We start from the raw sequence: 23,864 nt of genomic DNA on the forward strand, positions 1-23,864 counted from the left end.
TGCTAGACACCCATCAGGTGAACGGTGCAGGCGCCATTGTCGACGCCCCAGATGCCGCCGCCGGTACAATGGGCCAGCCCGACCTTGGCGCCCTCGACCTGATGACCCTCGGCCCTTCCGGTCAGTTGCCACAGCATCTCGACCGCTTGTGCGACACCGGTTGCGCCCAGTGGATGGCCGCGGCACAAAAGACCCCCGCTTGGATTGACGGGGATCTTGCCGCCAATCGCCGTATCGCCGGCCGCGAGTAACGCCAGGCCCTCGCCCGCTCCGCAAAAGCCGAGCGCTTCATAATAGACGACTTCGGCAATGGCTGCCGCATCGTGGACTTCCGCCAGATCGACGTCCTCCGGCCCGAGCCCGGCCATCTCGTAGGCCTTCTTCGCCGCTTCGATCGTGATGTCGGGAACCGTCAGATCGCGGTGGCCCTGGGCGAACCGTCCGCTGGCCACCACCGAGCCCAGCACCTTGACAGATTTGCCCGACGCCGGCGGCTTCGACGAGACGATGAGCGCCGCGGCCCCGTCGGCATTCGGACACATCTGCAACAAGGTGATCGGATCGGCCACCGGGCGCGATGCCAACACCTCTTCGACTGTGCAGGGATCGCGGAACTGCGCGTTCTTATTGCCGGCTGCATGCCGGCGATTCTTCACCGTGACCTGCGCAACGCCTTCGATCGAGCCGTCATATTTGTCGAGATAGGCGCGCGTGCGCATCGCGTAAAGCGCCGGCATCGTCAGGCCCTGTTCGATTTCAGGATCGCCGGTGCTCAGGGCCAGCGGACCACTGCCGCGCGTGCTGAGCATTTCCATCCCCACCACGAGTGCCGTTTCAACCTGGCCGGCAGCCACCGCCAGACACGCCTGGGCCAGTGCCGTGCCCCCACTTGAGCAGGCATTCTCCAGATTGTAGATCGGCACGCCGGTCATGCCGAGATCTTTCAGCACCCGCTGCCCGGCGAGACTGCCCTGAAAAACGCTGCCGACATAGGCCGCTTCGATGGCATCGCGGCGAAGACCGGCGTCGGCCAGCGCATCAAGAACGGCCCGTTGCGCCAGGCGCTCCGCCGTCTGGTCGGGGTGTTTGCCAAACGGCGTCATGGCGCCGCCGATCACATGGACTTGAGATCCACCGTACATGTTCAATCTCCTGTTACGAGGGTCTCAATCGGCTGCGGGCCGAAACACGAAACTCACGCGCTTGCTGCCATCCGGCTCGGTGGCGATCGGTGCGTGATCGATCTGCATCTTCATCCCCTGCTTGAGAGGCTGCCGATCCCAATCGACGATCTGCCCGAGCACCCGCACGTCGCCTGGCAAATCGACATAGCCGACCGCATAGGGCACTTCGAAGATCTTTGGAGCGATCTGGACGATGGCGTGCGAATAGAGTGCACCCGGCCCTTCGATCGCCACATCGGCCATTGCGCCGTCACTGCCGCATTCGGTGCAAACAGTGCGCTTGGGGAAATAGCGTCGCCCGCAATGGCCGCATTCACAGCCAGCCAGCGCATCGCTGCGCGCCACATCGTCCGGTTCCGCGTGCAGGGTCATCGCCGCCTCCTTGCTCATGACACCACCTTCTGTTCTTTCAGCGCAGTGATCTTGTCCGGCGCGTAGCCGAGCAGCGAGCCGAGGACATCATCGGTGTGCTCCCCAAGCTTCGGTGCAGATCCGGTGCGCACCTCGCCCATTTCCGACATGCGCACCGGCGCCCGCGCCAGCCGCAAGGTCCCCACATCCGGGTCTTCGACCTCGACCAGCGCCTTGCGCGCCGCTAGATGCTCGCAATTGACCAGGTCCTCGCCGGTCTGCACCTTGCCGGCTGGCACGCCGAACTTGTCGAGCGCCTCGACCACCTCGGCAGAACTGCGCTCGGCCATCCATTGTTCGACGAACGGCTCCCAGACCTCGGTGTTGCGCGCCCGCAGCGGCCCGGTCTTCAAGGCCGGTTCTTCGATCCACTCGTCCTTGCCGATTGCCTTGCAGAAGCGCGCCCAGATGAAATCATTCGGCGTGATCAGCGCCACGTAGCCGTCACTTACCGCAAAGGTACGGTAGGGCGCCTGATAGGTATCCCGGCCGCGCGACAGAACCTCGCCGGCAAAGGTGTAGAGCATGACGCTCTTTTCATTCAGCGCCACGAGGCTGTCATACATCGCCGCGTCGATATATTGCCCCTTGCCGGTCTTCTCGCGCATGTAGAGCGCCAGAAGCACCTGATATCCGGTCATCACGCCGGTAAAAAGATCGCCCATGGCCAGCGGGCTGACTTCCGGCGGCCCACTTTTCTCTCCGAACAGATTGGTGATCCCCGACATCGCCTGAATTACCGGATCGAATGCCGGGCGCCCGCTGTAGCTGCCTTCCAGACCCGCACTGCGCCCATAGCCGCTGATCGCCGCATAGATCAGCCGCGGATTGATGGCGCTCAGCGCCTCATAGCCAAGACCCTTCTTGTCCATCGAGCCGGGCTTGAGATTTTCGATCACCACATCGGCGGTCCGCACCAGGTCGAGATAGACCTTTCGCCCTTCGGGCGACTGCAGATCGAGAGCAACGCTCTTCTTGTTGCGGTTGTAGGTGACGAACCCGCCATAGACCGTTTCACCGTTCGCTCCGGTGATCGCGGGCTGATAGTCGCGCCGCGGATCGCCGCCGTCAGGACGTTCGACCTTGATGACCTCGGCGCCACAATCGGCAAGCCACATCGTGCAATAGGGTGCGGCAATATATTGCTCGAGGGCGACAATGCGCACACCGTCCAGGGGATAACTCTTCATAACGTAGCCTTTATGGGTTCAGTTGCACTGGCGCAGTTGCAGGCCGCCCTTGTTCAGCTGAACGCTGACTCCCGGGCGCCGGGCAAGTTCCTCGACCAGGCCGACCAATGGCGAGGGCACGTCGCCGCGGGTGACCGGCTTTTGCGCCAGCCGGTATTTGCCGACGGCAACCTTGCTGTTGAACATTTCGAGCAACATCTGCTCATCGGATTGAAACGGTCCGTTGGCGCGGATGTAGTCGGGGACCATCTCCCGGCCGAAAACCGCCTTGGAATCGAGCCGGTCCTCATCGCCAACCACGCGATCGAGAATGTTCTGATCGATCGGTCCCGGTGCCTTGCCGTAATCGCCGCGCATATAAAGCCGCAGCTCTTCCGGCACCGTGTTGTAGCGCTTGCCTTCGAGCACGTTGAACGTCGCCTGCACCGTGACCAGCTGCGAAAACGGCGTCACCATCACCGGGAAACCCATCTCGGCGCGCACCCGGCCGGTCTCTTCCAGCACCTCATCCAGCCTGTCGAGCAGGTTGAGCCCCGCCAGCTGGCTCTCCAGATGCGAGCGCATTCCGCCAGGCACCTGGTGATGGGCAAACACGCGGAACGTTTCTTCATTCGGCTCGATCTTGCGGCTGAACGGCCTGTTCTCCTGATGCGCCACCCAGAGGAAATAGTCATCGATGCGCCGCAGGTTTTCGGCATCCAGCTGGTTGCTCCAACCTTGCTCCTCACCGATAAGCCGCAAATCCATCGTCGCCGGAATGGATTCGCCATAGGCCAGCGGACGCGCAGCCGAATACAGACCGTCAACGCCGGCCTTGATCGCTTCCTCGTAGCAGGAGAGCGAGTGGCCCGTGGCGTCATGTCCGGAAAATTCCAGCATGGTGTCGGGGAACGCCTTGCGCAGCGCTTCGAGATTGAGCCGCGCCGTTTCGGCCTTCAGCAACCCGCTGGCATCCCCGAAGACAATACCGTCGGCACCGGCATCGATGAATTCACGGCTTTTTTCGACGAAATGCTCCGGCGTATGCACCGGGCTGATCGCATAGGTGACATAGCCGAGCACCCCCATGCCAAGTTTCTTGGCGCATTTGACGTGAAAGGAGACATTGTCGACATCGTTCAGCGCGTCGAAGATCAGCACCCAATCGATACCGATTTCCTTCAATGTGCGCATGAACAATTCGACGACATCGTCGGAGTAGCGCTTCCAGCCGAACAGGTTGCGGCCGCGCACCAGAATGATCGTATCGGTTTTCTTGATCCGCTTGCGCAGGTGATGCAGCCGTTCCCAGGGATCTTCCTGCAGATAGACCACGGCCGTTTCGAAGGCCGATCCGCTGATCAGGTTGATCCGGTCAAAACCGCATTCATCAAGCAACGGCGCCGCATCCAGCATCGACGCGGTGCGCATCCGATTGGCCCAGACCGACTGCGGACCATCCCGGAAAGTTTCATCGGTAAAGCGCAGGCGGCGGCCTGTCGATCCAGCGGCGGGGAGGTGTGAGGCACTCATGACAAAGTGGCCTCACTATCCGTCTTGACGTAAAACAGCGTCTGATCGAACTGCACCAGTTCTTCATTGTCGACGCAGATCTCGGCGATCACGCCATCGGCGCCGGCGCGGATGTTGTTCATCACCTTCATCACCTCGACAATGCCGACCACGGTCTCTGCACTCACCGTATCTCCGACTTCGACGAAGGCCGGTTCGCCCGGCGCAGGGGCGCGATAGAACACCCCGGCAATCGGCGAGCGAACCGCACTGACGCTGCCTTCGGGCGAAGCTGGCTCGGCTGCCGGCGCAGCGCTCGTCGGCGCGGCGCTCGCAGCAGCATCGGCGGCAGTTGTTTGCGGCGCTGCCGCGGTTGTTTTTGGTGCCGGCCGGGCAGCCTCCGAAACCGGTGCGGCCTTCCCGGCATCCCTTTTGATATCGATCTGAAAGTCGCCGATTGCCAGCGACAGCTTGCGCGTGGTGGCTGACGTGTCGACCAGCCGCAGGATCTCAAGCGCCTCGGCATAGCTCAGCTCGTAGCTGATGCGATCGCCTTCCCGTGCTTGCGCCGCGGACGCTTCGCTCAGACCGTTCCAGTTCTTGGTTGTATCGTCCATTTCCATATCCTTCCGCGACTGGGCCTATTGCCAGCGCAGCAAACGTTTCTCGACCATGTTCATTGCGCCGATCAGCCCCGTCCCGAGAATTGCCAGGATGAACAGCACGGCGAACACGCCGCTGATCTGAAAGCTGCCGGCAAGGAAAGAAAGAAGCTGACCGAGGCCGCGCTGCGCCGCGATGATCTCGCCGCCAATCACGCCAAGAAGGGCGTAGATCAGCCCGAGCCGCAGCCCGGAGAAAATCGTCGGAACGGCACTTGGCAGCGTGACCTTGGTGAAGATCTGCCCCTGGCTGGCGCCGAGCGTGCGCGACAATGTCAGATGATCGGTGTTGGTGCTGCGGATGCCGGCGACGGCGCTGCTCAGCACGATGAAGTAAGTCAGGCTGGCGCCCAGCGCCACTTTCGACCAGATCCCCAGACCGAACCAAAGCAGAAACAGGGGCGCCAGGGCGATGCGCGGCAGCGCGTTCAGCGCCGAAAAGAGCGGATCGCTGAACCGTTCGAATGCCGGCCAGGTGATGAAGATCAGGCCGGTGACAATTCCGGCGATGCTGCCGATGCTGAAGGCCAGGAAGGTGCTCCACATCGTCCACAACATGTCCTTGATCAGCGTGAACTCGACGAACAGGCCTTTCCAGAGAAACAGCGCTATCTTTGAGGGCACACCGATAAACAAGGGATCGATGATCCTGTTCTGCGCCACGTATTCCCACAGCATGAAGAACACGGCGAGGAAGACGATGCGCGCCACGTTGACGACAATCGTCTCGTACAATTCGTAATTCCGGTCTTTTGCAGCTTGGCTCATGATTGCAGTCCCATTTCCAGCTTTTCCCAGACCTGGCTGTAAAGCTTGTGATAGGCAGGGTCCTTCTGCAGCGCCGACACCGAACGGGGGCGAGGCAGGTCGATCGGGATATCGGCGATGACCCGGCCCGGGCGCGCGCTCATGACGATGACGCGGTCGGACAAGGTGATCGCCTCCGCCAGATCGTGCGTGATGAACACCACGTTGCGGCGTTCCTTCATCCACAGCGACAACAGGACATCTTCGAGCTGCATCTTGGTCTGCGCGTCGAGCGCCCCAAACGGCTCATCCATCAGCAGGAGCGGAGATTCGAGGCAGAAGGTGCGCGCCAGCGCCACCCGCTGACGCATGCCGTGCGACAGCGCCTTGGGATAGTTCTTCTCAAACCCCTTCAGGCCGACGGCCTCGAGCAGATCGCGCGAGCGCTGGCGGCGAACATTGCGATCGACATGCCGGACCTCAGCGCCGAATTCGGCGTTCTGCTCGGCCGTCAACCAGGGAAACAGGCAATCGCGCGCCAGCATGTAAGCCACGTCATGGCGTCCGGCACGCGGCGGCGAACCAAAAATCGACACCGTCCCTTCCTGCACCGAAAGCAGACCCGCGAGCAGGTTGAGCACGGTGGTCTTGCCGCAGCCGGAAGGTCCGACGATCGAGACGAACTCGCCGGGCGCAAAAGTCAGTGAGATATCCGCAGCAGCATGCACCGTTTCGCCAAAGCGATGATTGAGGCCTTCAATAATCACGCTGTCGCGCGGGCTGCCGGCCGCTGCCGCAGCAGCTTCGGGTGAAGCTGCTGCGGTCGTTCCGGCCGACGCGGGTGCAATCTGGCCGGTCGCGTTCATGGCTTGGGAGCCTCGGCATAAACGAAGGTGTCGGCGCTGACCGGATCCTCGATCAGTTCATTGTCGATCAGGTAGTCGGAAAACGCATTGACCGCATCCCGGTCGATCTCGACGCCGTAGAGGGGCGCGGTACGGCGCACCAGTTCGTCAAGCACCTTGTCGGCATCAGGAATATCGTCGCCAAGCTGGAACCGGCCCTTGACGATTTCCATGAGTTCCTCGTGATTGTCCGGATCCTTGACCCAGTCGGTCGCCTCGCTCATCGCCTGAATGAAAGCACCGACCACCTGCGGATTTTCCTCGATGAAATCACGCCGCGCCGCATAGGTCTCGAAGGCGCCGTTCAGCGCCGCGATGTCCTCGGGACCTTCGCCAGCAGCCAGATCGACCACGTCGACACAGGTTTCCTGCAGCCGGCAAAGGGTGGCGAAAGGTTCGAACATCATACCGGCATCGATCTGCCGCGCCAGAAAGGCGGGATAGGACGTGCCCGGCGCCCCGACGCCGATATAGGTGACATCATCGCCCGACATGCCGGCGCCGATGAGAAGCGCGCGCGCCTGCAATTCCGTGCCAGCGCCGCGCGCTGTCACGCCGATATTCTTACCCTTGAGGTCCTCCATGACTGCCGGATAGCCCTTGTCCTTGTTGGGCAGTTCGACGTCCTTGTGCACGCTCAGCGTATAAATGTTGTTTGGCGAGTGACCGACAATCAGCTGCACGTCATTGCCACGCGAGGCGGCCTGCATGGTGACTTCCGTGGAGGCGAAGCTCACATCGAGACTGCCGGCAGCCAACGCCTGCAGACCGACCGGTCCGCTCGGGATCTTGACCATCTCGCACTTGATGCCGTGATCCTCGCAAAAGCCGTGGTCGGCGGCGGCCCACTGCGACAGGTGCAGGATGGTGCCAGGATATTCCTGGATGCGCACGGTTTCGCCTTCGGCGACGATCTTCTCTTGCGCCGAGACCGCCGATGGCGTGATGGCGATCGCAGCTCCTGCGATCAGCAGCGCGGCAACGCCGTGCGGTTTGAATGAGGCGTTAAGGGTCATTTTTTCTCCTCCCGGGAACGATGACTTGATCACGACCTGCGCGCCCGCCTCCCATTTGCGGACACCTCAGGGATCGATAAAAATGAAACATACAGGTATGTTCTAGGCAAGAATTTTCTTGTTTTTCGGAATAGAATTTGTATTTTTTGGAATTAACTTTTCATTTTTTTCATGGGAGAGGTCATGCCGGCCCGCAAACTGCAAACTGCGCCCAACGGGCGGCCCCGCTCGGACGCCGGATCACTCGGTCGCGGGCTGGCAATCATCGAGAGCCTGATGGAGGCGGCCCGGCCCTTGAGCCTGCACGAGATCTCGGAATCGGTCGGACTGACCGACAGCACGGTGCACCGCATTCTGCAAACGCTGCACGATGCCAACTACGTCCTGAAGGATCCGAGCGGCAAGCGGTACTTCGCCAGCGCCAAGGCGATGTCGCCTTTGACGATGTATCATCCCCTGCATATCCTGCGGCGCGATGCTTTCGAGCCATTGCGCACCTTGCGCATGCGCTCCGAACTGACCTCCTCGCTGGTTGTCTTTGTCGGTCTCGAGCGTCTGGTGGTCGACATATCCGGTGCTTTCGGTGTGCTGACGCCCTATTACGAGACCTGCCTGCGCAATCCGCTGCATGTCGCCGTCTCCGGCAAGCTGCTGCTGCTCAGCCGCAGCGCCGATGAGCGCCGCGAGCTGCTTGGCGATGGCCCCTATGAAGCTCTTACCCCGAGCACGATCACCGATCCCGCCGCGCTCGAAGAGGAGCTTAGTGAAGCTGCGCGGCGCGGCTATTCCACCAATCTCGACGAAAACTTCAATGGATTTTCCGCCATCGGCGCACCGGTCACCTGCGGTCCCGGCCAGACTTTGGGATGCGTCATGCTGGCAGGCGCCAGCAAGGAATTTTCCGGCGCGGCCATGGCGCAGTGGAGCCGGGCGCTGCAGGAACAGGCGCGACTGATCTCCTTTTCGCAAGGCGCCCGTGCCGCCTACGCCATGTGGCACCAGTGAGCAGCGCTCTGTCGCAAAGGCGGCGTGACAGCAACACGCAGTCAGTCTTCTCTACGCTCGCCCCCCTCGCGTCAGGCGGTCGTTACCGGCCTGGCTCCGCGGCGCATCTCGCCAATAGGCTCGACCATTCAGGCCTCCGTCGATGACCAGGTGCTGTCCCGTGATGAAGCTGCTTCCCTCACCGGCGAAGAAGAGGGCCGCTTCAGCCACATCGCGCGGCGTTCCAAGCCGCCGCACCGGCACCGTCTGGGCAAGCTCATTGAGCGTGTCCCCGGCAATCTCCTCAAGCATGGGTGTCCGGATCGGGCCCGGCGCCAGCCCGTTGACGGTGATTCCTTCGGGCGCCAGCTCCTGTGCCGACGCCTGCAAGAGACCGAGCACGCCGGCCTTTGAAGCACTGTACGCGGCCATGTTGCCCGCGCCCCTGGTCGCCAGGACCGAGGCCATCATCACGACGGCGCGATGCCCGGCGGCTTGGCGGAGCGCCGGAAGAAAGGCCTGCAGCGTGTTGAATGTGCCTGTCAGATTGACGGCAATCGCCGCCTGCCAGGCCGAAAGATCAGTATCGGCCAGGCCGCCCGACGGCCCGATGCCGGCATTGGCAATTACCACATGCACGCCACCGAACCGGGCGAGCGATTCTGTTGCGGTCGCAGCCAGGCTGCCGGGGTCGCAGACATCCGCGGCAAGCGCGATGACATCGTCTGCGGCGCACGGCAGGTCGGCGATCTCCGGCGCAGTGCGGTCGATCAGCACAAGGCGGTACCCGGCCTCGGCAAAACGATGCGCCAGCCCCTGTCCGATTCCGCCGCCAGCGCCGGTCAGCACCGCAACCCTCTCCGCCGCTCCCGCCATCACCGATCTCCTTTTCTCAGCACCTGCTTCTGCAACCCCTCGCTGGCGCGACAATCGGTGCGACCGGCACAGGGGACTGGCAGAGCTTAGCGGGGCCGGCAGTCGGGAAAAAACGAATAATAGAGAAGTTGATCATCGGAAGAATTGCATCAAACGGCGGGCCGGCCCTTGAGCATCCGGGACATCAAGACCTTCCTTGCAGTGGTCGAGACCGGATCCTTCGCCGGTGCGGCACGGGCTGTGCGGCGTACCCAATCCTCCGTCACGGTGCAGATCCGATCCCTGGAGAACCATCTTGGGGTCGAATTGTTCGATCGCTCGAAACGTCCGCCGGTGCTCAGCGATGCCGGCCGCCGCTTTGTCGACAAGGCACAGGCCGCAGCCGATGCCTACGACCGGCTGTTTCACGGCAATGCCGTCGCTCCGGTCGAGGGTCATCTCGTGCTCGGCGTTGTTCCCAGCGCAATCACCGGCATCATGCCGAAGGCGCTGACCGCATTGCGGGCCAAATATCCCCAGCTTCACATCCAGCTGTCGATGGGACTGTCTGCAGATCTCGTCGAACGGGTGCGCCAGGGCGGACTTGATGCCGCCATCGTCAGCGACCTCGTCCAGGGCGGCGCCGGTCTTGAGTGGGAGCCCTTTCTAAGCGAGCCGCTTGTGCTGATTGCCCCCACCTATGTGCCGACCCGCTCGGCCGAGGAGATCGTGACGTCCTACCCGTTCATCCGCTATTCGCGGCAGGCCTGGGTTGGCGAACTGATCGATGAGTTTTTGCGCAAGCGTCGGCTGCGGGTATCCGAACTGATGGTTCTGGACACGCTGGAAGCGATCACCACCATGGTCCATCACGGTCTTGGTGTCTCGGTCGTGCCGCAACGCGGCGCTTTCGATCCCCTTGGCCTGCCGGTCCGCCGCTTTACCTTCTCGGGTCAACCCACCCACCGCACCATCGGCCTGGTCCGCCTCAGCGAAAACCCCAAGGCCGCACTGGCTGCGACGTTGCTTGGCGAATTGCAGAATCTCAGCAAGGACGCCGGCTGATCGCGCCCCGCCGCATCGGCTTCCTTGCGAATGGCCTTGCATCTCACATGAAAGAATTTGCCATGGATAAAGCGCCATGCGATCATTTTGTGTAAGAAATCTTTTAAGGAAACTCCCGCGTGTCCATTCGTCAATTGCGCACCCTGGTTGCCGTCAAGGAGCATGGGACATTCTCAGCCGCCGCCGAAGCGGTTTTCCTGACCCACGCCGCCGTCAGCCAGCAGATGAAAGCGCTTGAGACTGACTGGGGCATAACCCTGTTCGACCGCAGCCGGCGACCGCCGGAACTGACACCCGTCGGGCGGGCGCTCGTCGCACAGGCGCGCGAAGTCATCGCCGCCTATGACGGCCTTGTCCCAGCAGCCACCGGTGAAGAAAGCCTGCGCGGTGTCGTTCGTCTGGGCGCCGTGCCCACCACCCTGACCGGATTGGTGCCACTGGCGCTGGCGCCACTGATCGATGCTTTTCCCGATCTGAAGGTGTCGGTGGTCCCGGGACTGACCAACGATCTGCTGCCGCAACTCGAACGCGGCGCTCTTGACGCTGTTCTGATCTCCCGGCCCGGTGTCATGCCGCGCAACATTTCCTGGCTGGAGATCGCTGATGAGCGCCTTGAGCTGCTTGCCTCGCGCCAGCTCGAAAGCAACGATCCGTTTGTCCTGTTGCGCTCAACGCCATTCATCCGCTTCTCGCGCGACGCCGTGGTCGGCGAAAAGATCGAGCGCTGGCTGCAGGAACACCGGATAGAGGTCAATGAGAGCATGGAGCTCGAGAGCCTAGAGGCGATCTCCAGCATGGTGCTCGCCAATCTCGGCGTCGCCATCGCCCCGCGTCCGTGCGTCGCCAATGTGACGCCGCCGCCGCTCAAGTATCTTTCCCTGGATGACGCCAGCCTGTTTCGCACCATTGGGCTCGCCAGCCGCACGGACAATGTGCGTCCGCGCGCCATCCGCGAAATCCATCAGCGGCTTCTCAATGCCGTCACGTTGCGCAGCTTCAGTCCGGACACGTTGCAGCGCGCCATCGCCATGTGAGCCGGCTCCGCAGCCGCTCCGGCGGCGATCTCAGGGAACCGTGAAGAACGGTGCCGGGATCAGGAGCTTGTTTTCAACGCTCTGCACCAGCGGCCGCATCTCTTTTGCATAGGCCTGCCATTCCGGTGACGCGAGCAGTTCCTTGCGGCGCGCAAAGCGGTCATCGAGACTGTCATAGCCCCACATGTGAACGATCTGGTTCAAGGGACCGAAATCAGTCGAATAGTAGCCGACCATCTTGCCGAGGATGCGCACCTGGCACGCCATCCCCTTCTCCTCGTAGAGTTTCAGAAACACCGGCACATTGCCGGCTTTAAGCGTGTAGATGCGTTCATCAACGAATTTGCTCATTCGGATTCCAATCTGAAAAATAGCGTTGGAGTGAGTGGTGATCGCTCAGCAATCACAAGGGCCCGACGACCACCTGCACCTTTTGCGCGGCGTTGTTGCCAAAGCCGGCCAGATCCCACGGTGGCTCGAGCGGTTGCTTATGGCCCTCGGCGTCCGTGGCACGGCACCGCAGCACATGGAAACCCGTGGTCGCTTCCCAGACACAAGACCATTTCGTCCATGCATAGGTTTCGCCTGATGGTTCCAGGCGCGCCGTCTTCCAGGCTCCGTCAAGCTCCACCTCGACCTTGGCGATTGGAACCCCGCCGCCCGACCAGGCGCGTCCGACAAGTTCGACCCTGCCGGGGTCAAGATAGCGCTGGCGCGTGCCCCAGTCGGGCACGCCGGGCGGCACCATCAGCGATTTGACCCGCAAGGTCGTGACAGGCCGTCCGGGCTCGCCAGCTGCGTCGCGGAAGCGGTAGACTTCGATTTGCTGAAACCCCTCATAGGGCTGCGTCAGCGCCTCGATCTCCGTCAGCCACTTGACGCTCGCCATGCCATACCACCCCGGCACGATGAGGCGCAGCGGCGCACCGTGCTGCGGCAGCAGCGGCTGACCGTTCATCGAATGCACCAGCATGACATCATCAAGCTGGTCACGGGTCAGAGAGCGGCCGAAATGATGTCCCACACCCTGATCGAAACCGAAATCGGCTCCGAGAAAGGAAAATTCGACGACATCGCCCGACGGGTCGGCCTTCTCGATCAGCGGCTTGAGAAGCGTCCCGGTCCAGTGCGAGGTTCCGACCGCCTCATACATCCACGGCATGGAATGCGACCGCGGCGACACGTTGGCCCTGCCGTTGCCGGCGCATTCCAGGGTGACCGCCCGGGTCACCGTTGGCAGGGCGAGAATGTCGGCCATGCTCAGTTCGAACGGCGCACTGAAGGCACCGGAAAACCGCAGGACATGCGTGTCGGCATCCAGCATCGGCACATCGAAGTGGTTGAGCAGGTAGTGCAGGCCGGTCGGGGTGATGTCCTTGCTCAGGCTTTCCAGAAGAACGCCGGAATTGCGGTTGGCAAGACGCACCTCATCCTCGGAGTAGAGCCCGTCCTCTGTCTCGATGCGCGCGCTCGGGCCGACGAATGCGTTTCTCCGGGTAGTCATGGTCTACCCGATCACTTCATCGCTGCGATCGTCGGTTTCGCCGAACCGCTTCAGGACCGCTGGTTTGGTGCCCTCGTAGACACGCTCCAGATTCTTGGCGATCTTGGCATTCTCACGTTCGAACAGGGAATTGCCGTCCCTGTCACTTTCGACGATGAACGGCCCCATATTCTCGGCTTCGATCACCCACATTGCCTGCGCCAGGCCAAGTTCCTTGCGCCAGTGCAGGGTCTTGACGGATTTGATGCCGCGTCCGAGCAACGCGCCGGTGCCGTAGCCGACCGTGGTCAGATAGATGGCATTGTTCGGCACGAAATGGGTCTTGTAGTCGCGCGACGTCATTCCGCCCTTGCCGATGATCAGCCGCGCGCCCGACAGGCGGAACCACTCGCCGATCCATTTCGCGAACCGGAACGAGGCGGTGGCGGTCACCGCCCCCATCTTGAACGACCCATCCTCGTTGACCGTTGCGGCGGGCGAGCAATGGAAATTGGCCGCGCTCTCTGCCGGAAGATCCATCGGCAGTGCCACACCCTCTTCGCACGCGCGCATGTAAACTCCCTCGCGCGCGGTGTAGATCAACCCGTCGAGATAGACGATGTCACCAAGCTTCAGCTTGGCGAGATCTTCAACCGACGGTGTGGTGCTCAGGCGGATTTGCTTTGGTTTTGCGGAGGATTCCATTCCACTGTCTCCCGTCTTTGGTAGTCGGTGAACCAGTCCGGGTCGGTGCGGAATTCCACCCGGCCATCGGCATGAAGGCGCGCAACCGCACGGCGTGAGGACAGGCAGAAGGCGTGCACGCTCATCTGCATTCCTCCGGTGTGACAATATCCGACTTCGATATTGCAATCGACAACCATCGACTTGCCGACGAAACCCATCGCCCCCATTCCGATCGAATTGCCCAATTCCTTGAATTCGTCCTCCAGGGCTGCAATTCGCGGATCGCTGTTGCGGCTGCCGACCGTGCGCAGACAGGCAGCCCGCTTGCCAAGAACCATGCAGGCATCCTTCGACCCGCCGAGCCCGATGCCGATGATCGCCGGCTGGCAGGCAAGTCCGCGCTTGCCGAAAGCCACAAGGCTGTCGAGAAAGAACCGCTTGATGCCGGCAATGCCGTCCGAGGGGAACAGCATGCGATAATCGGTTCCGAACAGGCCTCCCTTGTGCACGGCGATGAGATCGACCCATTCGCCATCCGGCTCGAAACCATATTCGATTTCCGGCGCGCCGATTCCGACATTGTTGTCGTGATCGGTCCGCCACAAGGGATGCACGCGGTTCGGCCGCAGCGGAATATCATGCGTCGCCTGTGCCGTGGCACGACGCAAAGCCGCCTCCAGCGCCACCGGACCACCCTCGATACGCGCTTCATTGCCCATTTTGACATACCAGCGCGGACAGCCGGTATCACCGCACATCGCCCGCCGGTCTTCCTTAGCCGCCTCGTAATTCTCCAGCATCGCCTGCAGCACGAAAGACGACAGATCGCCATCCTCCACCGAGGCGGTTGTCTTCAGCCCATCGAGGTAATCCTCGGGAATCTCGATGGCCGCCTTGTCCATCAGCTTCTCGGCGGTCTCTTCAATCAGTTTGATCGGGATCATTCCGCTGCTCCCACCAGTGTTTCGGGTTCGCCTTCCGGCAGCACTGACTGCCCTGGACGCACGATGGTGAATTCCACCGGCGCCCGCTCGATCTCCACTCCGTCGCCGCTGCGCTTGGCGACTGTGAAATAGGACTGGTCGAGGTCGCCCTGCTCGGGAAAATCCTCCCGGAAATGCGCGCCGCGCGAGTTCTCGCGCGCCAGGCCGGCACGGGTGATGACCTCGGAAATATCACACAGCGACCGAAGGTTCAGCCAATCGTGCCACGTCAGGTTGAAAGCCAGATCGTCCCCGGCGACCCCCATCTCCATCAGTTCACCACCGATTTCGCTGAGCTTGGCCAGGCCCCGCTTCATGCCCGCGCCGGTGCGGGTCACGCCGGCATGGTCCCACATCGTTTCCTGCAGCACATCGCGCAATCCCTGGATGTCGCCAGGCTTGCGTGACAGCGGATGCATGACCCGGTCAATTTCAGCGTCGAGCACGCTGAGATCCGGATCGCGCAGCGCCTTGATGGCGGCAACATCCCGGCCCATCACATCGCCGGCCACACCGCCGTAAACGGTCGAATTGGCCACACCATTGCCGCCCAGCCGGTTCGAGCCATGCGCGCCACCCGCATCCTCGCCCGCCACATACAGGCCTTCGAGAGCCGTTCGCGTGTCGGCATCAACCACGACCCCCCCCATGAAATAATGCGCCGTCGGCACCACCTCGACCTTGCCGGCAGCCAGATCAAAGCCGCTGTCGGCACAACGCTTGACCATGCCCTTGAACTTCTGCCGCACGAGGTCCGGACCCAGATGCGCCATGGAGATGAACATGCCGCGATGCGGTGCCTGGTTGCTCTTGCGCATCTCGGCGTAGATTCCGCGGCTGACAACGTCCCGCGTCGCCCGCTCCCCGAGCCTGTCGTGGTCAAACATGAAGCGATGCCCGTTGCCGTTGAGCAGATGGCCCCCGGCGCCGCGCAAGCCTTCCTCGAGAACCGTTCCGGTCATCTTGGTGCCCTTGCCGGCCATCAGCCCGGTCGGATGAAACTGCACCATTTCCATGTCGCGCAGCGGCAGGCCGGCGCGCAGCGCCATCGCCAGGCCGTCCATCGTCTTGTCACCAGACGGCGTGTGGTACTTGTACATGGTCGGCCCGCCGCCGGTCGCCATCAATACGGCCTTGGCACGCACGAAGCGCAACGTTCCACGCCGCATGTCGATCATCAGAACGCCGGACAGCGCCTTGCCGTCCACGCTCGGGATCAAGCCGATCGCCCGGTGTTCCTGCAGCTTTTCCACCGGCCGCGACAGCACCTGCTCCATCAGCCGGTTGATGATCTCGATACCGGTCAGATCGCCCTTGTGCACCGTTCGATCGGCGGTCTGCCCGGCAAAAGCCTTCTGGTGCAACGTGCCGTCGGGGTTGCGATCGAAGAAACAGCCCACCTCGTTCTCAAGTTCGCGGATGCGCACCACGGCCTGCTCGCACAGTTTCCAGGCCATCTCCTGATTGGGAAGCCATTTGCCCCCCTTGATCGTGTCCATGAAATGCCGCTCGACCGTATCGCCACCGCCGAGCGCCACATTGTAGCCGCCCTGCACCATGCGCGTGCAGCCGCATTTGCCCAGCAGTCCTTTCACGGCGATCGTGATGCGCGTTCCGGCTGGCGCCGTTTGCTGCGCATGCAGCGCTGCAAACAGCCCGGCGCCCCCCGTTCCGAGAATAAGAATATCGGTGTCATGCTGCTCGAGAAGCGGTCGCTTGGTCATTCAGATGGCCCTCAGGAAAAAGCCGACCGACAGAAGAAAGGACAGCGAGACGGCCGTCGCCGCCAGCGTCTTCTGTCGTCCGCTCCAGGGAAGCAGCTCAAGCGCCAGCAATCGCAACCCGCCGAAAATGTGTACGGCGAGCAGGAAGACCAGACCGAACTCGGCGAATTTCACCAGCGGCGCCTCGGCCCAGTGCAGAAAGCCGTCAAGCTTCTCCGGCGCGTTCAGCGCCAGCGCCATCACGTAAAAATGCAGCGGCAGGAACAAGGCCAGCGCCAGCCCGGAAAGGCGGTGCAGGATGAAGGCGAACCATAGCGGGTGCTGGCGATGCGGACGAATCTTCATGGCGCGGTCACCGCATAAACGGCCCTCATTCCCATCACGAGGAGAACCAGTCCGATCGTAAGGGTCAAGGCGTCGAGCCGCCGCCCGCGCATGGCGAAAGTTTCGGCGATGATCACGCGCAGCCCGATTGCCGCATGCAGCGATACGGCCACAACAAAGCTGCCGTAAAACAGCATCCACACCACACTGCCGCGGGTTCGCGACAGGATTTCTTCCGCCGAAAGACCCCCCTGGATGGCGTAGATCATCGTTGCGATATGGCCGAGCGTCAGCGGCGCCATCACCAGCGCCGAAAGCCGTTGCAGCATGTACAGGCGCAAGGTCAGCATCTAGCCCTCCATCCCGAAGGCACGGCGCACCGTGGCGCGCTTCAAACCGGCGATCGAACCGAGCGGATCAAGCTCGTTCGGGCAATACAGGGTGCAACTGCCTTGGCTGTGGCAATTATGGCAGCCGCCGCTGCCGGACACCGCATCGAGAATGCCGCGCCGATCGCCGTCGCGCTGATCATTGTACAGCGTCCAGGCGCGGTTCAGCGCCGCCGGTCCGAGATAGTCCGGATTTCCCGAAACCGTATCGCAGGAAGCGTAGCAGACGGCGCAATTGATGCACTCAATGCCGCGATCCGCAACAACGCGTTGCTCGGAAGTCGGTCGCACCGGCTCGATGGGATCGTGGCGGCTTTTCTCCGGATGAAAGACCCCTTCCGCCGCCACCCACTTGTCGAAGAACGGGTCCATGTCGACGGCCAGGTCCTTGATCACCGGCAGATTGCGCAGCGGCCCCACTTCCAGCCTGTCACCCTTGACCACCTTCGACACATGCGTGCGACACGTCCAGCGCGGCTTGCCGTTGACGGTCATCGCACAGGAGCCGCACATCCCGACACGACAGGCATAGCGATAGGAAAGAGTGGGATCGGCGTTCTGCTGGATCCACGCAATGACATCGAGCACGGTCTGGCTTTCCTGCCGCGGCACAGAGAAGCGCTGATACGACCCGGCCGCCTCGCGGCCACGCCAGACAGTGACTTCAAGATCTCGCAGGCCGTCGCTCACAGGCACTCCCCTCCATTTGCCCGTCACAGCATAATGTAAGCGATTGCACAGAAAAGCGATTTCTCATTGAGAAGATTGTAAGCGCTGCTTTTACTAATTCGCTTCTGATGCGGACTGCGGCGGGCCACCGGCCGAAGGATAGATCCGATACACGCAGATAACCGCCAGAGTGAAAAAGTGATTGCATAACGGCCGGCGCACGCACCCTCGACTTGTCCGGATTGCCATCGTTGACGGCTTTGAGGATCATGCGATTTTTAGCGCCGTACGACTTAAGTCAACGCGCCGGTGGACAAGGATTATCCGACGCAATACAATTCAAATGTATACACAATTCGGCTATTTGCATACTCTAAACGGACATGGCTACGTCCCGCTCGCCCACCGGGCGCAGGACGCCATCGATACGAGGCACCACCACGATGTTCGACTTCTTTTCCGCCCGCCGTCCGAGCACGATTGCACGATCGTCTATGGTTGCCACTTCGCATCCTCTGGCATCGGCTGCCGGCCTCGAGATGCTCGCGATCGGGGGCAAAGCAGTCGATGCGGCACTGGCAGCCGTCGCTGTTCAATGCGTAGTCGATCCCTTGATGACGGGTATCGGCGGAGACTGCTTCGTCCTCTACGCTGCGAAGGGGGAGCCAGCGAAAGCGCTCAACGGCTCAGGCCGGGCCCCAGGCGCGGCCACCATCGACGCTCTGCACGCAACCGGCCTTCGCGACGTGATCCCGCCGACCAGCCCCCATGCCATCACCGTGCCGGGCGCCATTTCAGCCTGGTGCAAGTTGCATGACGACCATGGCACGCTGCCGCTCGAGCGCATCTTCGCGCGCGCCATCGCTTATGCCGAAGCGGGGTTTGCGATCACGCCGCGCGTTGCGCAGGACTGGGCACGCAATGTCGACTACCTGAAGAACGATAAGCACGCGGCCGCCTTTTTTCTGCCCGCTGGCAAGGCGCCGTTGGCAGGCGAAATGTTTCGCCAGCCCCTGCTCGCCGAAAGGCTGCGTGAGATCGCGACCGTTGGTGCAACCGCGTTCTATGGCGGCGAGACGGCGCGGCGAATGGTCGGCCACCTGCGCGCGCTCGGCGGGCTCCACACCGAGGATGACTTCACTCAATCAGCCGACCAGGCCCATTGGGTCGAACCGATCTCGACCACCTATCGGGGATATGAGGTGCTCGAATGTCCGCCGAACGGGCAAGGCCTTGCGGCGCTGATGATCCTGCGCATTCTGGAAGGTTTCGATCTCGGACCCGACCTGCCCCAAGCGGACCGCATCCATCTGCAGGCTGAGGCCACGAAGCTCGCCTATCATCACCGCGATCGGCTGATCGGCGATCCGGCCACCAGCGAGGGGCTGGCTGACGAGCTGCTGAGCGATGCAGCCATAAATGCGCTGCGCAGCCGTATCGATCCTCACCGCGCGTCGCCGCCCGTGCTGTGGAACGAACCGGAGCATAAGGACACGGTCTATCTTTGTGTTGTTGACGAGGAGGGTAACGCCATCTCGTTCATCAATTCGATCTTCAATGGCTTCGGATCGACCCGGCTCGACCCATCAACCGGGGTGCTGTTCCATTGCCGGGGCCGTTCCTTCAGCCTCGAAGAAGGCCATCCCAATGCAATTGCACCCTACCGACGCCCGATGCACACCATCATTCCGGCGATGGTGGCAAAGGACGGGGTGCCGATTATGCCTTTCGGAGTGATGGGGGGAGATTATCAAGCGGCGGGCCATGCCGCCTTCCTGTCGGCGATTATCGACCGCGGGCTCGACCTGCAGGCAGCCATGGATGAGTCGCGGAGCTTCGCTTACGGTGGTGAGTTGCAGATTGAGCCCGGCATTCCGGCCGTCGTGCGCGAGGAGCTGGAGCGGCGCGGCCATGTTCTGCGCATTGCGGACGAACCGATCGGCGGCAGCCAGGCCATCCGCATCGACCCCGTCACGGGTACGCTGTTTGGCGCCAGCGACAGCCGCAAGGACGGCATGGCGATCGGGTTCTGAGAACCGGACACACCTCTCAGCTGTCGGCGTCGAGCATGTCGAGGATGGCAATCATCTCCGTGATGAGATGATCGGCCGGGCCGCAGGCGCGACCATCAGGACAGTACAGGACGGATTTCATCCCGGCCGCACGCGCGCTTGCAAGTCCAGTCGCGCTGTCCTCGACCGCCAGTATCCTTTCGGCAGGCAAGCCGAGTCGCGCAGCACCCAGGCGATAAGGTGCTGGATCGGGTTTGCCGACGGGGACATCGTCCAGACTGACGGAAAAGTCGATCAGGTCCGCCACGCCGATGGCGCGCAGATTGGTGTCGACCACGTCCCGGTTGGAATTGGATACGGCAATCTGCGCGATGCCCCGTTCATGAAGAATCCGCATGACGCGATCGACGTTTGGCGTGGCGGTCAGCCGGTGCATGTTGGCCCGGTAGTGGTCACAGACCATTCGGTCGCAGTCCTCGAACCGCATGTCAGCCGGAAAACGACTCCCCACCACCTTCCACACATCGGGAAGGCTGACCCCGACAAAGGCATCGGGTAGCAGGTCCGACAAGTCGACGCCATGAGTCGCGACAACCGCCATCAGGGCTTCTTGATGCAGCGGCTCGCTATCCACAAGGGTTCCATCGATATCCCAGGCAACGGCTTGGACCGACATCACGCGTCCCTCCCGCGCATCGCCGCGAGGGCCTGGTAGGTCTGTCTGAAACGCCGATAACCGGATTCATAAAGATCGGCGTTTGTCCTGTCCGGGTCGATGCATCGACCATAGCCGACAAAAGCTTTGGGACCGTACCAGTCGTCGCTCAGTCCGGCGCCGATCGCCGCCATCCAGGCGGCGCCCAGCGATGAGCCGGGATGACCCGTCAGAAGCTGGACGGGCTCCTGCAGGATGTCGGCGACGATCTGCATCCAAAGCTCTGACTGGGCGCCTCCGTCTGAAGCCAGAAATCGCGTGGTCGGGTAGCCCAGGTCGTTGAAAACTCGCACGTGGTGGCGGATCGCATAGCCGAACCCCTCGAGCAGGGCTCGCCAAAGATGCCCCTTGCCGTGGTTTAGGCTGAGGCCAGTGATCGTGCCGCGCGCCTGCGCATCATGCACCGGTGTCTTCTCGCCTAGAAAATAGGGTATGACCTGCACGCCGTCGGCGCCGGGCGGCGTTTCGCTCGCGCGTCGGTCGAGGTAAGCATGCGGCGATCGGGCATCGGTCGAAGCAGCCGGCATGTCGGCGCCGATCTCTCGCACGAACCAGTTGAGCGCCGAACCGCCCGATGCCATGCAGCCATTGGGCATGAACAGGCCGGGTATCAGATGGTAGTCAAGATAGATGCGCGGATCGGGAACCGCCTTGTCGGTGGCGATCATCACATCGCTCGCGCCGCCAAACTTTAGGAGGATGTCGCCGGGCGCCACGATCCCTGCCGCATAGGCCGATGCGATATGGTCGGCCGCGCCGCCGACGACAGGCGTTCCTTCGACAAGTCCCGTCTGCGCCGCCGCCGCGCCCGTTACCGCGCCGATTACCTCATGCGGGTCGACGCGGCGCGCGATGGCGCTGCGCGGTATCCCGGAAAGTCCGATCAGGCGGTCATCAAGCCGGTCGCCGGCGACATCGGTAAAGCCGGCCTCGAGCGCCCAGTTGCGCTCCACGCAGCGCTCGCCCGTCAGTCGCCAGTTGACATAATCGTAGGAGCCGAAAACAGTGGCGATGCGTTCGAATACGTCCGGTTCGTGCCGTGCGATCCAGCGCAGTTTCGCGGTTACCAGTTGCTGGTTGATGCCGTTGCCAGCCTTGGCAATGAAGTCGGCCTCATCCAGTTCGGCCAGCATCTCGGCGACCTCTTCGCCGCACCGTCCATCGGACTGCTGGATCGAGGGTCTGAGGACAGCCCCGGCCTCGTCGAGCAGGACCACTGCCGGCAACATGCCTGTCACGCCGACCGCCTTGACGTCGACCGGATGAACTCCGGCCTCGGCAATCAGTTGCGGAACGATGGCGCAGACATTGTCCCACCATTGGTGAGGATCTTCCTCGGACCAGCCTTGATGCGGCGTATGCAGCGTTACCGGTCGAGACACGGTCGCCAGCGTGCGATTGGGCAACGCTATGAGAATGCCGATGGTCGACGTGGTTCCAATATCCAGCCCGACAACACACTGCATGGCAGGGCCTATCGGAGATTTTCAACGGCATCCATGAAACGCCGGACCCTGTCCGGATCGACCGGGTTCCAAGTGTCGCCGTCCTTCTTGAAGTGGGTGCCGATCACGCAGCCCGACGCAACGGCCATGACCTCGCTGACATTGTCGATATTCACTCCGGTATTGGCGAACACCGGCGTGCCTTGGACCGCCTCGGCCACCTTGCGAAGATCGGAAGCCTCCGCCGGCTGACCGGTCAGCGGACCGGAAACCAGGATCGCATCGGCCAGCGAAGAAAACACGGCGCTGCGCGCACGCAGTTCGATCGGGCGATGATCGAGCGAGGCAGCGAACTCGGCGTTGATGTTGAAGAAGAGTTTCATGTCGCGACGCCCCAGACGTCGACGCATCCGTACCGGCGTGGCGCAGTCGGGTGCCCACACACCCATGTCGGAGGCGAAGACGCCGGTGAAGATCTCGCGGACGAAGGAGGCCCCGGTGGCAGCGCCAATCGCCACCGATGCGGTCGGGTCCCACAGATAATTGACGCCAAACGGCACCTTGAGCACCTGTTTGGCTGCGCTGACCACCGCGGTCATTGCCGCCAGACTTTCCGGGCTCGCCTCCAGCAGATAGGGTCGGTCATTCTCGTTGCCGAACATGATCGCATCGACACCGCCAGCCTGCAGATGATCGATGTCGGTAATGACATCTTCGATCAGTTTGGCCATGCCGCCATCCTCGTTATAGAGCGGCGATCCAGGCAATGCACCGATATGCGCCATGGCGACAACGACCTTGCTGCGGTCACCGAAGAAATCGAAAATCATGTCTTCCCTCTGCGATTGCGGGCCAACATCCGAAAACGGGGGGCGTACCGGCGCGCCCGCTAGCGACCCGGTACGTCAAATGGCGGTCGTGCGGACACACGCCCAACCGGCGCTGCACATAAAGTAGGCTCAGCCGATAAATGTTATCTTTCGCACAAATAATATTGCAGTCAACAAATTTTTGAAAGATAGTTCACAAGAGACGGATCTCTGCGGCCGCCCCCGGGTGCGGCCGCCAAAACGAGCACACATGAGGCGATAATGACGGATCAGGTCGCAATGATTACGGGCGCGGCAAACGGGATTGGCCGCGCAACAGCACTGGAATTCGCCCGCCGCGGGGCCCGGGTGGTGGTTACTGATATAGATCTTGATGCGGCCCGCAATGTGGCACAGCAGATCGGAGAGGCCGCCTGCGCCCTTCATCTCGATGTAACCTCCGAGGACAGCATTGCGGCCGCTTTCGAAGAGGCGGTGGCGACTGTCGGCCCGATTACCGTCGTGCATGCTAATGCCGGCGTTTCCAGCATGAAGCCCGCGACGGAACTGACCCAGGCCGACTGGGATTTCAACATGAATATCAACGCCAAAGGGGTTTATCTGACCAACGTGGCGGCAATCCGCCAATTTCGCAAGGATGGCATCAAAGGCGCGATCGTTAACACGGCATCGCTTGCCGCCAAGATCGGAGCACCTCTGCTGGCTCACTATTCGGCAAGTAAGTTCGCCGTCGTCGGTTGGACTCAGGCTTTAGCACGCGAGGTGGCGGCGGAAGGCATTCGTGTGAATGCGGTCTGCCCGGGATTCGTGAAGACACCAATGCAGCAGCGCGAAGTCGCCTGGGAGGCTGAACTGCGCGGCATGACGCCAGAGGAAGTGCTGCAATCCTATATCGCCCAGACACCGCTAGGCCGCCTCGAAACGCCCGAGGACGTCGCAGGTGTCGTGATTTTTCTGGCATCCGACGATGCCCGCTTCATGACTGGACAGGCGATCAATGTGACGGGTGGAGTCTACATGACGTGACCTGTTGAATGTCCGTTTACGAACGCGTTTGTG

The 23,864-nt window shown here is 62.0% G+C and carries 26 protein-coding genes; 5 read left to right on the forward strand and 21 right to left on the reverse strand.

The window, feature by feature from the left end:
* Window positions 1-2: 2 nt before the first annotated feature.
* From KY465_RS03955 to KY465_RS03990, 8 genes are read right to left on the reverse strand one after another with little or no spacing between them, the layout of a single operon-like run.
* Window positions 3-1,142 carry a thiolase family protein gene (locus tag KY465_RS03955; RefSeq protein ID WP_219200106.1) on the reverse strand — a complete coding sequence of 380 codons (1,140 nt, stop codon included), beginning with the start codon at window positions 1,140-1,142 and terminating at the stop codon, window positions 3-5.
* A gap of 24 nt (window positions 1,143-1,166) precedes the next feature.
* Complete coding sequence (locus KY465_RS03960; RefSeq protein WP_219200107.1) at window positions 1,167-1,574, reverse strand: Zn-ribbon domain-containing OB-fold protein; 408 nt, start codon at window positions 1,572-1,574, stop codon at window positions 1,167-1,169.
* Window positions 1,571-2,785 (reverse strand): CaiB/BaiF CoA transferase family protein, encoded by a 1,215-nt coding sequence (locus KY465_RS03965; RefSeq protein ID WP_219200108.1) that lies wholly within the window; start codon window positions 2,783-2,785, stop codon window positions 1,571-1,573. Before KY465_RS03965 ends, KY465_RS03960 begins: the two co-directional genes overlap by 4 nt.
* 18 nt (window positions 2,786-2,803) lie before the next feature.
* The gene (locus KY465_RS03970) at window positions 2,804-4,297 is read right to left on the reverse strand and encodes a hypothetical protein (protein ID WP_219200111.1); all 1,494 of its coding nucleotides are present in this window, start codon (window positions 4,295-4,297) and stop codon (window positions 2,804-2,806) included.
* Window positions 4,294-4,893, reverse strand: coding sequence for an acetyl-CoA carboxylase biotin carboxyl carrier protein (gene accB, locus KY465_RS03975; RefSeq protein ID WP_219200113.1), 600 nt, complete (start codon window positions 4,891-4,893; stop codon window positions 4,294-4,296). Before accB ends, KY465_RS03970 begins: the two co-directional genes overlap by 4 nt.
* Window positions 4,894-4,917: 24 nt before the next feature.
* Window positions 4,918-5,706: an ABC transporter permease gene (locus KY465_RS03980; RefSeq protein WP_219200115.1), complete on the reverse strand. Its 789-nt coding sequence runs from the start codon at window positions 5,704-5,706 to the stop codon at window positions 4,918-4,920.
* Window positions 5,703-6,551 (reverse strand): ABC transporter ATP-binding protein, encoded by an 849-nt coding sequence (locus tag KY465_RS03985; protein ID WP_219200117.1) that lies wholly within the window; start codon window positions 6,549-6,551, stop codon window positions 5,703-5,705. The genes KY465_RS03980 and KY465_RS03985 overlap by 4 nt, the downstream gene beginning before the upstream one ends.
* The gene (locus KY465_RS03990; protein WP_219200119.1) at window positions 6,548-7,606 is read right to left on the reverse strand and encodes an ABC transporter substrate-binding protein; all 1,059 of its coding nucleotides are present in this window, start codon (window positions 7,604-7,606) and stop codon (window positions 6,548-6,550) included. Before KY465_RS03990 ends, KY465_RS03985 begins: the two co-directional genes overlap by 4 nt.
* Before the next feature lie 183 nt (window positions 7,607-7,789).
* On the opposite strand from KY465_RS03990, the gene KY465_RS03995 reads away from it, so the two are divergent.
* A complete protein-coding gene (locus KY465_RS03995) occupies window positions 7,790-8,611 on the forward strand; it encodes an IclR family transcriptional regulator (protein WP_219200120.1) in 822 nt (273 codons plus the stop codon).
* Window positions 8,612-8,662: 51 nt separating this feature from the next.
* On the opposite strand, the gene KY465_RS04000 is transcribed toward KY465_RS03995, so the two are convergent.
* Window positions 8,663-9,466 carry an SDR family NAD(P)-dependent oxidoreductase gene (locus tag KY465_RS04000; protein WP_219200122.1) on the reverse strand — a complete coding sequence of 268 codons (804 nt, stop codon included), beginning with the start codon at window positions 9,464-9,466 and terminating at the stop codon, window positions 8,663-8,665.
* Window positions 9,467-9,634: 168 nt separating this feature from the next.
* Between KY465_RS04000 and KY465_RS04005 the strand changes: the two genes are divergently transcribed.
* Together KY465_RS04005 and KY465_RS04010 are read left to right on the forward strand one after the other, a co-directional pair.
* Window positions 9,635-10,510 (forward strand): LysR family transcriptional regulator, encoded by an 876-nt coding sequence (locus KY465_RS04005; RefSeq protein ID WP_219200124.1) that lies wholly within the window; start codon window positions 9,635-9,637, stop codon window positions 10,508-10,510.
* Window positions 10,511-10,629: 119 nt separating this feature from the next.
* On the forward strand, window positions 10,630-11,544 hold the full coding sequence (locus tag KY465_RS04010) for a LysR family transcriptional regulator (RefSeq protein ID WP_219200126.1): 915 nt from the start codon (window positions 10,630-10,632) through the stop codon (window positions 11,542-11,544).
* 30 nt (window positions 11,545-11,574) lie between these two features.
* Here KY465_RS04010 and KY465_RS04015 read toward each other — a convergent pair whose 3' ends face one another.
* The 9 genes from KY465_RS04015 to KY465_RS18605 form a co-directional block, all read right to left on the reverse strand.
* Window positions 11,575-11,895, reverse strand: a complete 321-nt coding sequence (locus KY465_RS04015) for an NIPSNAP family protein (protein WP_219200127.1) — start codon at window positions 11,893-11,895, stop codon at window positions 11,575-11,577.
* A 52-nt stretch (window positions 11,896-11,947) separates the two neighbouring features.
* Window positions 11,948-13,048: a molybdopterin-dependent oxidoreductase gene (locus KY465_RS04020; protein WP_219200128.1), complete on the reverse strand. Its 1,101-nt coding sequence runs from the start codon at window positions 13,046-13,048 to the stop codon at window positions 11,948-11,950.
* 3 nt (window positions 13,049-13,051) lie between these two features.
* A complete protein-coding gene (locus KY465_RS04025; protein ID WP_219200129.1) occupies window positions 13,052-13,732 on the reverse strand; it encodes a fumarate hydratase C-terminal domain-containing protein in 681 nt (226 codons plus the stop codon).
* Entirely contained in the window at window positions 13,696-14,658 is a 963-nt protein-coding gene (locus KY465_RS04030; protein ID WP_219200130.1) for a fumarate hydratase, read from the reverse strand. The genes KY465_RS04025 and KY465_RS04030 overlap by 37 nt, the downstream gene beginning before the upstream one ends.
* Window positions 14,655-16,421 carry an L-aspartate oxidase gene (locus KY465_RS04035; protein ID WP_219200131.1) on the reverse strand — a complete coding sequence of 589 codons (1,767 nt, stop codon included), beginning with the start codon at window positions 16,419-16,421 and terminating at the stop codon, window positions 14,655-14,657. The genes KY465_RS04030 and KY465_RS04035 overlap by 4 nt, the downstream gene beginning before the upstream one ends.
* Entirely contained in the window at window positions 16,422-16,766 is a 345-nt protein-coding gene (sdhC, locus tag KY465_RS04040; RefSeq protein ID WP_255561424.1) for a succinate dehydrogenase, cytochrome b556 subunit, read from the reverse strand.
* Window positions 16,763-17,095 carry a succinate dehydrogenase gene (locus KY465_RS04045; RefSeq protein ID WP_219200132.1) on the reverse strand — a complete coding sequence of 111 codons (333 nt, stop codon included), beginning with the start codon at window positions 17,093-17,095 and terminating at the stop codon, window positions 16,763-16,765. The genes sdhC and KY465_RS04045 overlap by 4 nt, the downstream gene beginning before the upstream one ends.
* Complete coding sequence (locus KY465_RS04050; protein WP_219200133.1) at window positions 17,096-17,824, reverse strand: succinate dehydrogenase/fumarate reductase iron-sulfur subunit; 729 nt, start codon at window positions 17,822-17,824, stop codon at window positions 17,096-17,098.
* A gap of 352 nt (window positions 17,825-18,176) precedes the next feature.
* Window positions 18,177-18,308 carry a hypothetical protein gene (locus tag KY465_RS18605; protein ID WP_255561425.1) on the reverse strand — a complete coding sequence of 44 codons (132 nt, stop codon included), beginning with the start codon at window positions 18,306-18,308 and terminating at the stop codon, window positions 18,177-18,179.
* On the opposite strand from KY465_RS18605, the gene KY465_RS04055 reads away from it, so the two are divergent.
* The gene (locus KY465_RS04055; protein ID WP_219200134.1) at window positions 18,298-19,836 is read left to right on the forward strand and encodes a gamma-glutamyltransferase family protein; all 1,539 of its coding nucleotides are present in this window, start codon (window positions 18,298-18,300) and stop codon (window positions 19,834-19,836) included. The genes KY465_RS18605 and KY465_RS04055 overlap by 11 nt on opposite strands.
* A 16-nt stretch (window positions 19,837-19,852) precedes the next feature.
* On the opposite strand, the gene KY465_RS04060 is transcribed toward KY465_RS04055, so the two are convergent.
* From KY465_RS04060 to KY465_RS04070, 3 genes are read right to left on the reverse strand one after another with little or no spacing between them, the layout of a single operon-like run.
* Window positions 19,853-20,491 (reverse strand): HAD family hydrolase, encoded by a 639-nt coding sequence (locus KY465_RS04060; RefSeq protein ID WP_219200136.1) that lies wholly within the window; start codon window positions 20,489-20,491, stop codon window positions 19,853-19,855.
* Window positions 20,491-21,996, reverse strand: a complete 1,506-nt coding sequence (locus KY465_RS04065) for an FGGY-family carbohydrate kinase (RefSeq protein WP_219200138.1) — start codon at window positions 21,994-21,996, stop codon at window positions 20,491-20,493. Before KY465_RS04065 ends, KY465_RS04060 begins: the two co-directional genes overlap by 1 nt.
* An 8-nt stretch (window positions 21,997-22,004) precedes the next feature.
* On the reverse strand, window positions 22,005-22,805 hold the full coding sequence (locus KY465_RS04070; RefSeq protein ID WP_219200140.1) for a BtpA/SgcQ family protein: 801 nt from the start codon (window positions 22,803-22,805) through the stop codon (window positions 22,005-22,007).
* A 261-nt stretch (window positions 22,806-23,066) separates the two neighbouring features.
* On the opposite strand from KY465_RS04070, the gene KY465_RS04075 reads away from it, so the two are divergent.
* Window positions 23,067-23,831: an SDR family NAD(P)-dependent oxidoreductase gene (locus KY465_RS04075; RefSeq protein WP_219200142.1), complete on the forward strand. Its 765-nt coding sequence runs from the start codon at window positions 23,067-23,069 to the stop codon at window positions 23,829-23,831.
* The last annotated feature ends 33 nt before the right edge of the window (window positions 23,832-23,864 follow it).

Origin of the sequence: Neohoeflea coraliihabitans (genome assembly GCF_019334345.1) — a bacterium.
Lineage (GTDB): Bacteria > Pseudomonadota > Alphaproteobacteria > Rhizobiales > Rhizobiaceae > Pseudohoeflea > Pseudohoeflea coraliihabitans.

What these genes read in the sequence shown, in the direction of transcription:
- sdhC (WP_255561424.1), bottom strand. Translation starts at nt 16,766, where the DNA reads ATGAAGATTCGTCCGCATCGCCAGCACCCGCTATGGTTCGCCTTCATC.
- KY465_RS04030 (WP_219200130.1), bottom strand. Translation starts at nt 14,658, where the DNA reads ATGATCCCGATCAAACTGATTGAAGAGACCGCCGAGAAGCTGATGGAC.
- accB (WP_219200113.1), bottom strand. Translation starts at nt 4,893, where the DNA reads ATGGACGATACAACCAAGAACTGGAACGGTCTGAGCGAAGCGTCCGCG.
- KY465_RS04060 (WP_219200136.1), bottom strand. Translation starts at nt 20,491, where the DNA reads ATGTCGGTCCAAGCCGTTGCCTGGGATATCGATGGAACCCTTGTGGAT.
- KY465_RS04015 (WP_219200127.1), bottom strand. Translation starts at nt 11,895, where the DNA reads ATGAGCAAATTCGTTGATGAACGCATCTACACGCTTAAAGCCGGCAAT.
- KY465_RS03970 (WP_219200111.1), bottom strand. Translation starts at nt 4,297, where the DNA reads ATGAGTGCCTCACACCTCCCCGCCGCTGGATCGACAGGCCGCCGCCTG.
- KY465_RS03965 (WP_219200108.1), bottom strand. Translation starts at nt 2,785, where the DNA reads ATGAAGAGTTATCCCCTGGACGGTGTGCGCATTGTCGCCCTCGAGCAA.
- KY465_RS04020 (WP_219200128.1), bottom strand. Translation starts at nt 13,048, where the DNA reads ATGACTACCCGGAGAAACGCATTCGTCGGCCCGAGCGCGCGCATCGAG.
- KY465_RS03990 (WP_219200119.1), bottom strand. Translation starts at nt 7,606, where the DNA reads ATGACCCTTAACGCCTCATTCAAACCGCACGGCGTTGCCGCGCTGCTG.
- KY465_RS04065 (WP_219200138.1), bottom strand. Translation starts at nt 21,996, where the DNA reads ATGCAGTGTGTTGTCGGGCTGGATATTGGAACCACGTCGACCATCGGC.
- KY465_RS04075 (WP_219200142.1), top strand. Translation starts at nt 23,067, where the DNA reads ATGACGGATCAGGTCGCAATGATTACGGGCGCGGCAAACGGGATTGGC.
- KY465_RS04055 (WP_219200134.1), top strand. Translation starts at nt 18,298, where the DNA reads ATGGTTGCCACTTCGCATCCTCTGGCATCGGCTGCCGGCCTCGAGATG.
- KY465_RS04025 (WP_219200129.1), bottom strand. Translation starts at nt 13,732, where the DNA reads ATGGAATCCTCCGCAAAACCAAAGCAAATCCGCCTGAGCACCACACCG.
- KY465_RS04070 (WP_219200140.1), bottom strand. Translation starts at nt 22,805, where the DNA reads ATGATTTTCGATTTCTTCGGTGACCGCAGCAAGGTCGTTGTCGCCATG.
- KY465_RS03985 (WP_219200117.1), bottom strand. Translation starts at nt 6,551, where the DNA reads ATGAACGCGACCGGCCAGATTGCACCCGCGTCGGCCGGAACGACCGCA.
- KY465_RS04035 (WP_219200131.1), bottom strand. Translation starts at nt 16,421, where the DNA reads ATGACCAAGCGACCGCTTCTCGAGCAGCATGACACCGATATTCTTATT.
- KY465_RS04000 (WP_219200122.1), bottom strand. Translation starts at nt 9,466, where the DNA reads ATGGCGGGAGCGGCGGAGAGGGTTGCGGTGCTGACCGGCGCTGGCGGC.
- KY465_RS03980 (WP_219200115.1), bottom strand. Translation starts at nt 5,706, where the DNA reads ATGAGCCAAGCTGCAAAAGACCGGAATTACGAATTGTACGAGACGATT.
- KY465_RS03960 (WP_219200107.1), bottom strand. Translation starts at nt 1,574, where the DNA reads ATGAGCAAGGAGGCGGCGATGACCCTGCACGCGGAACCGGACGATGTG.
- KY465_RS04045 (WP_219200132.1), bottom strand. Translation starts at nt 17,095, where the DNA reads ATGCTGACCTTGCGCCTGTACATGCTGCAACGGCTTTCGGCGCTGGTG.
- KY465_RS03995 (WP_219200120.1), top strand. Translation starts at nt 7,790, where the DNA reads ATGCCGGCCCGCAAACTGCAAACTGCGCCCAACGGGCGGCCCCGCTCG.
- KY465_RS03955 (WP_219200106.1), bottom strand. Translation starts at nt 1,142, where the DNA reads ATGTACGGTGGATCTCAAGTCCATGTGATCGGCGGCGCCATGACGCCG.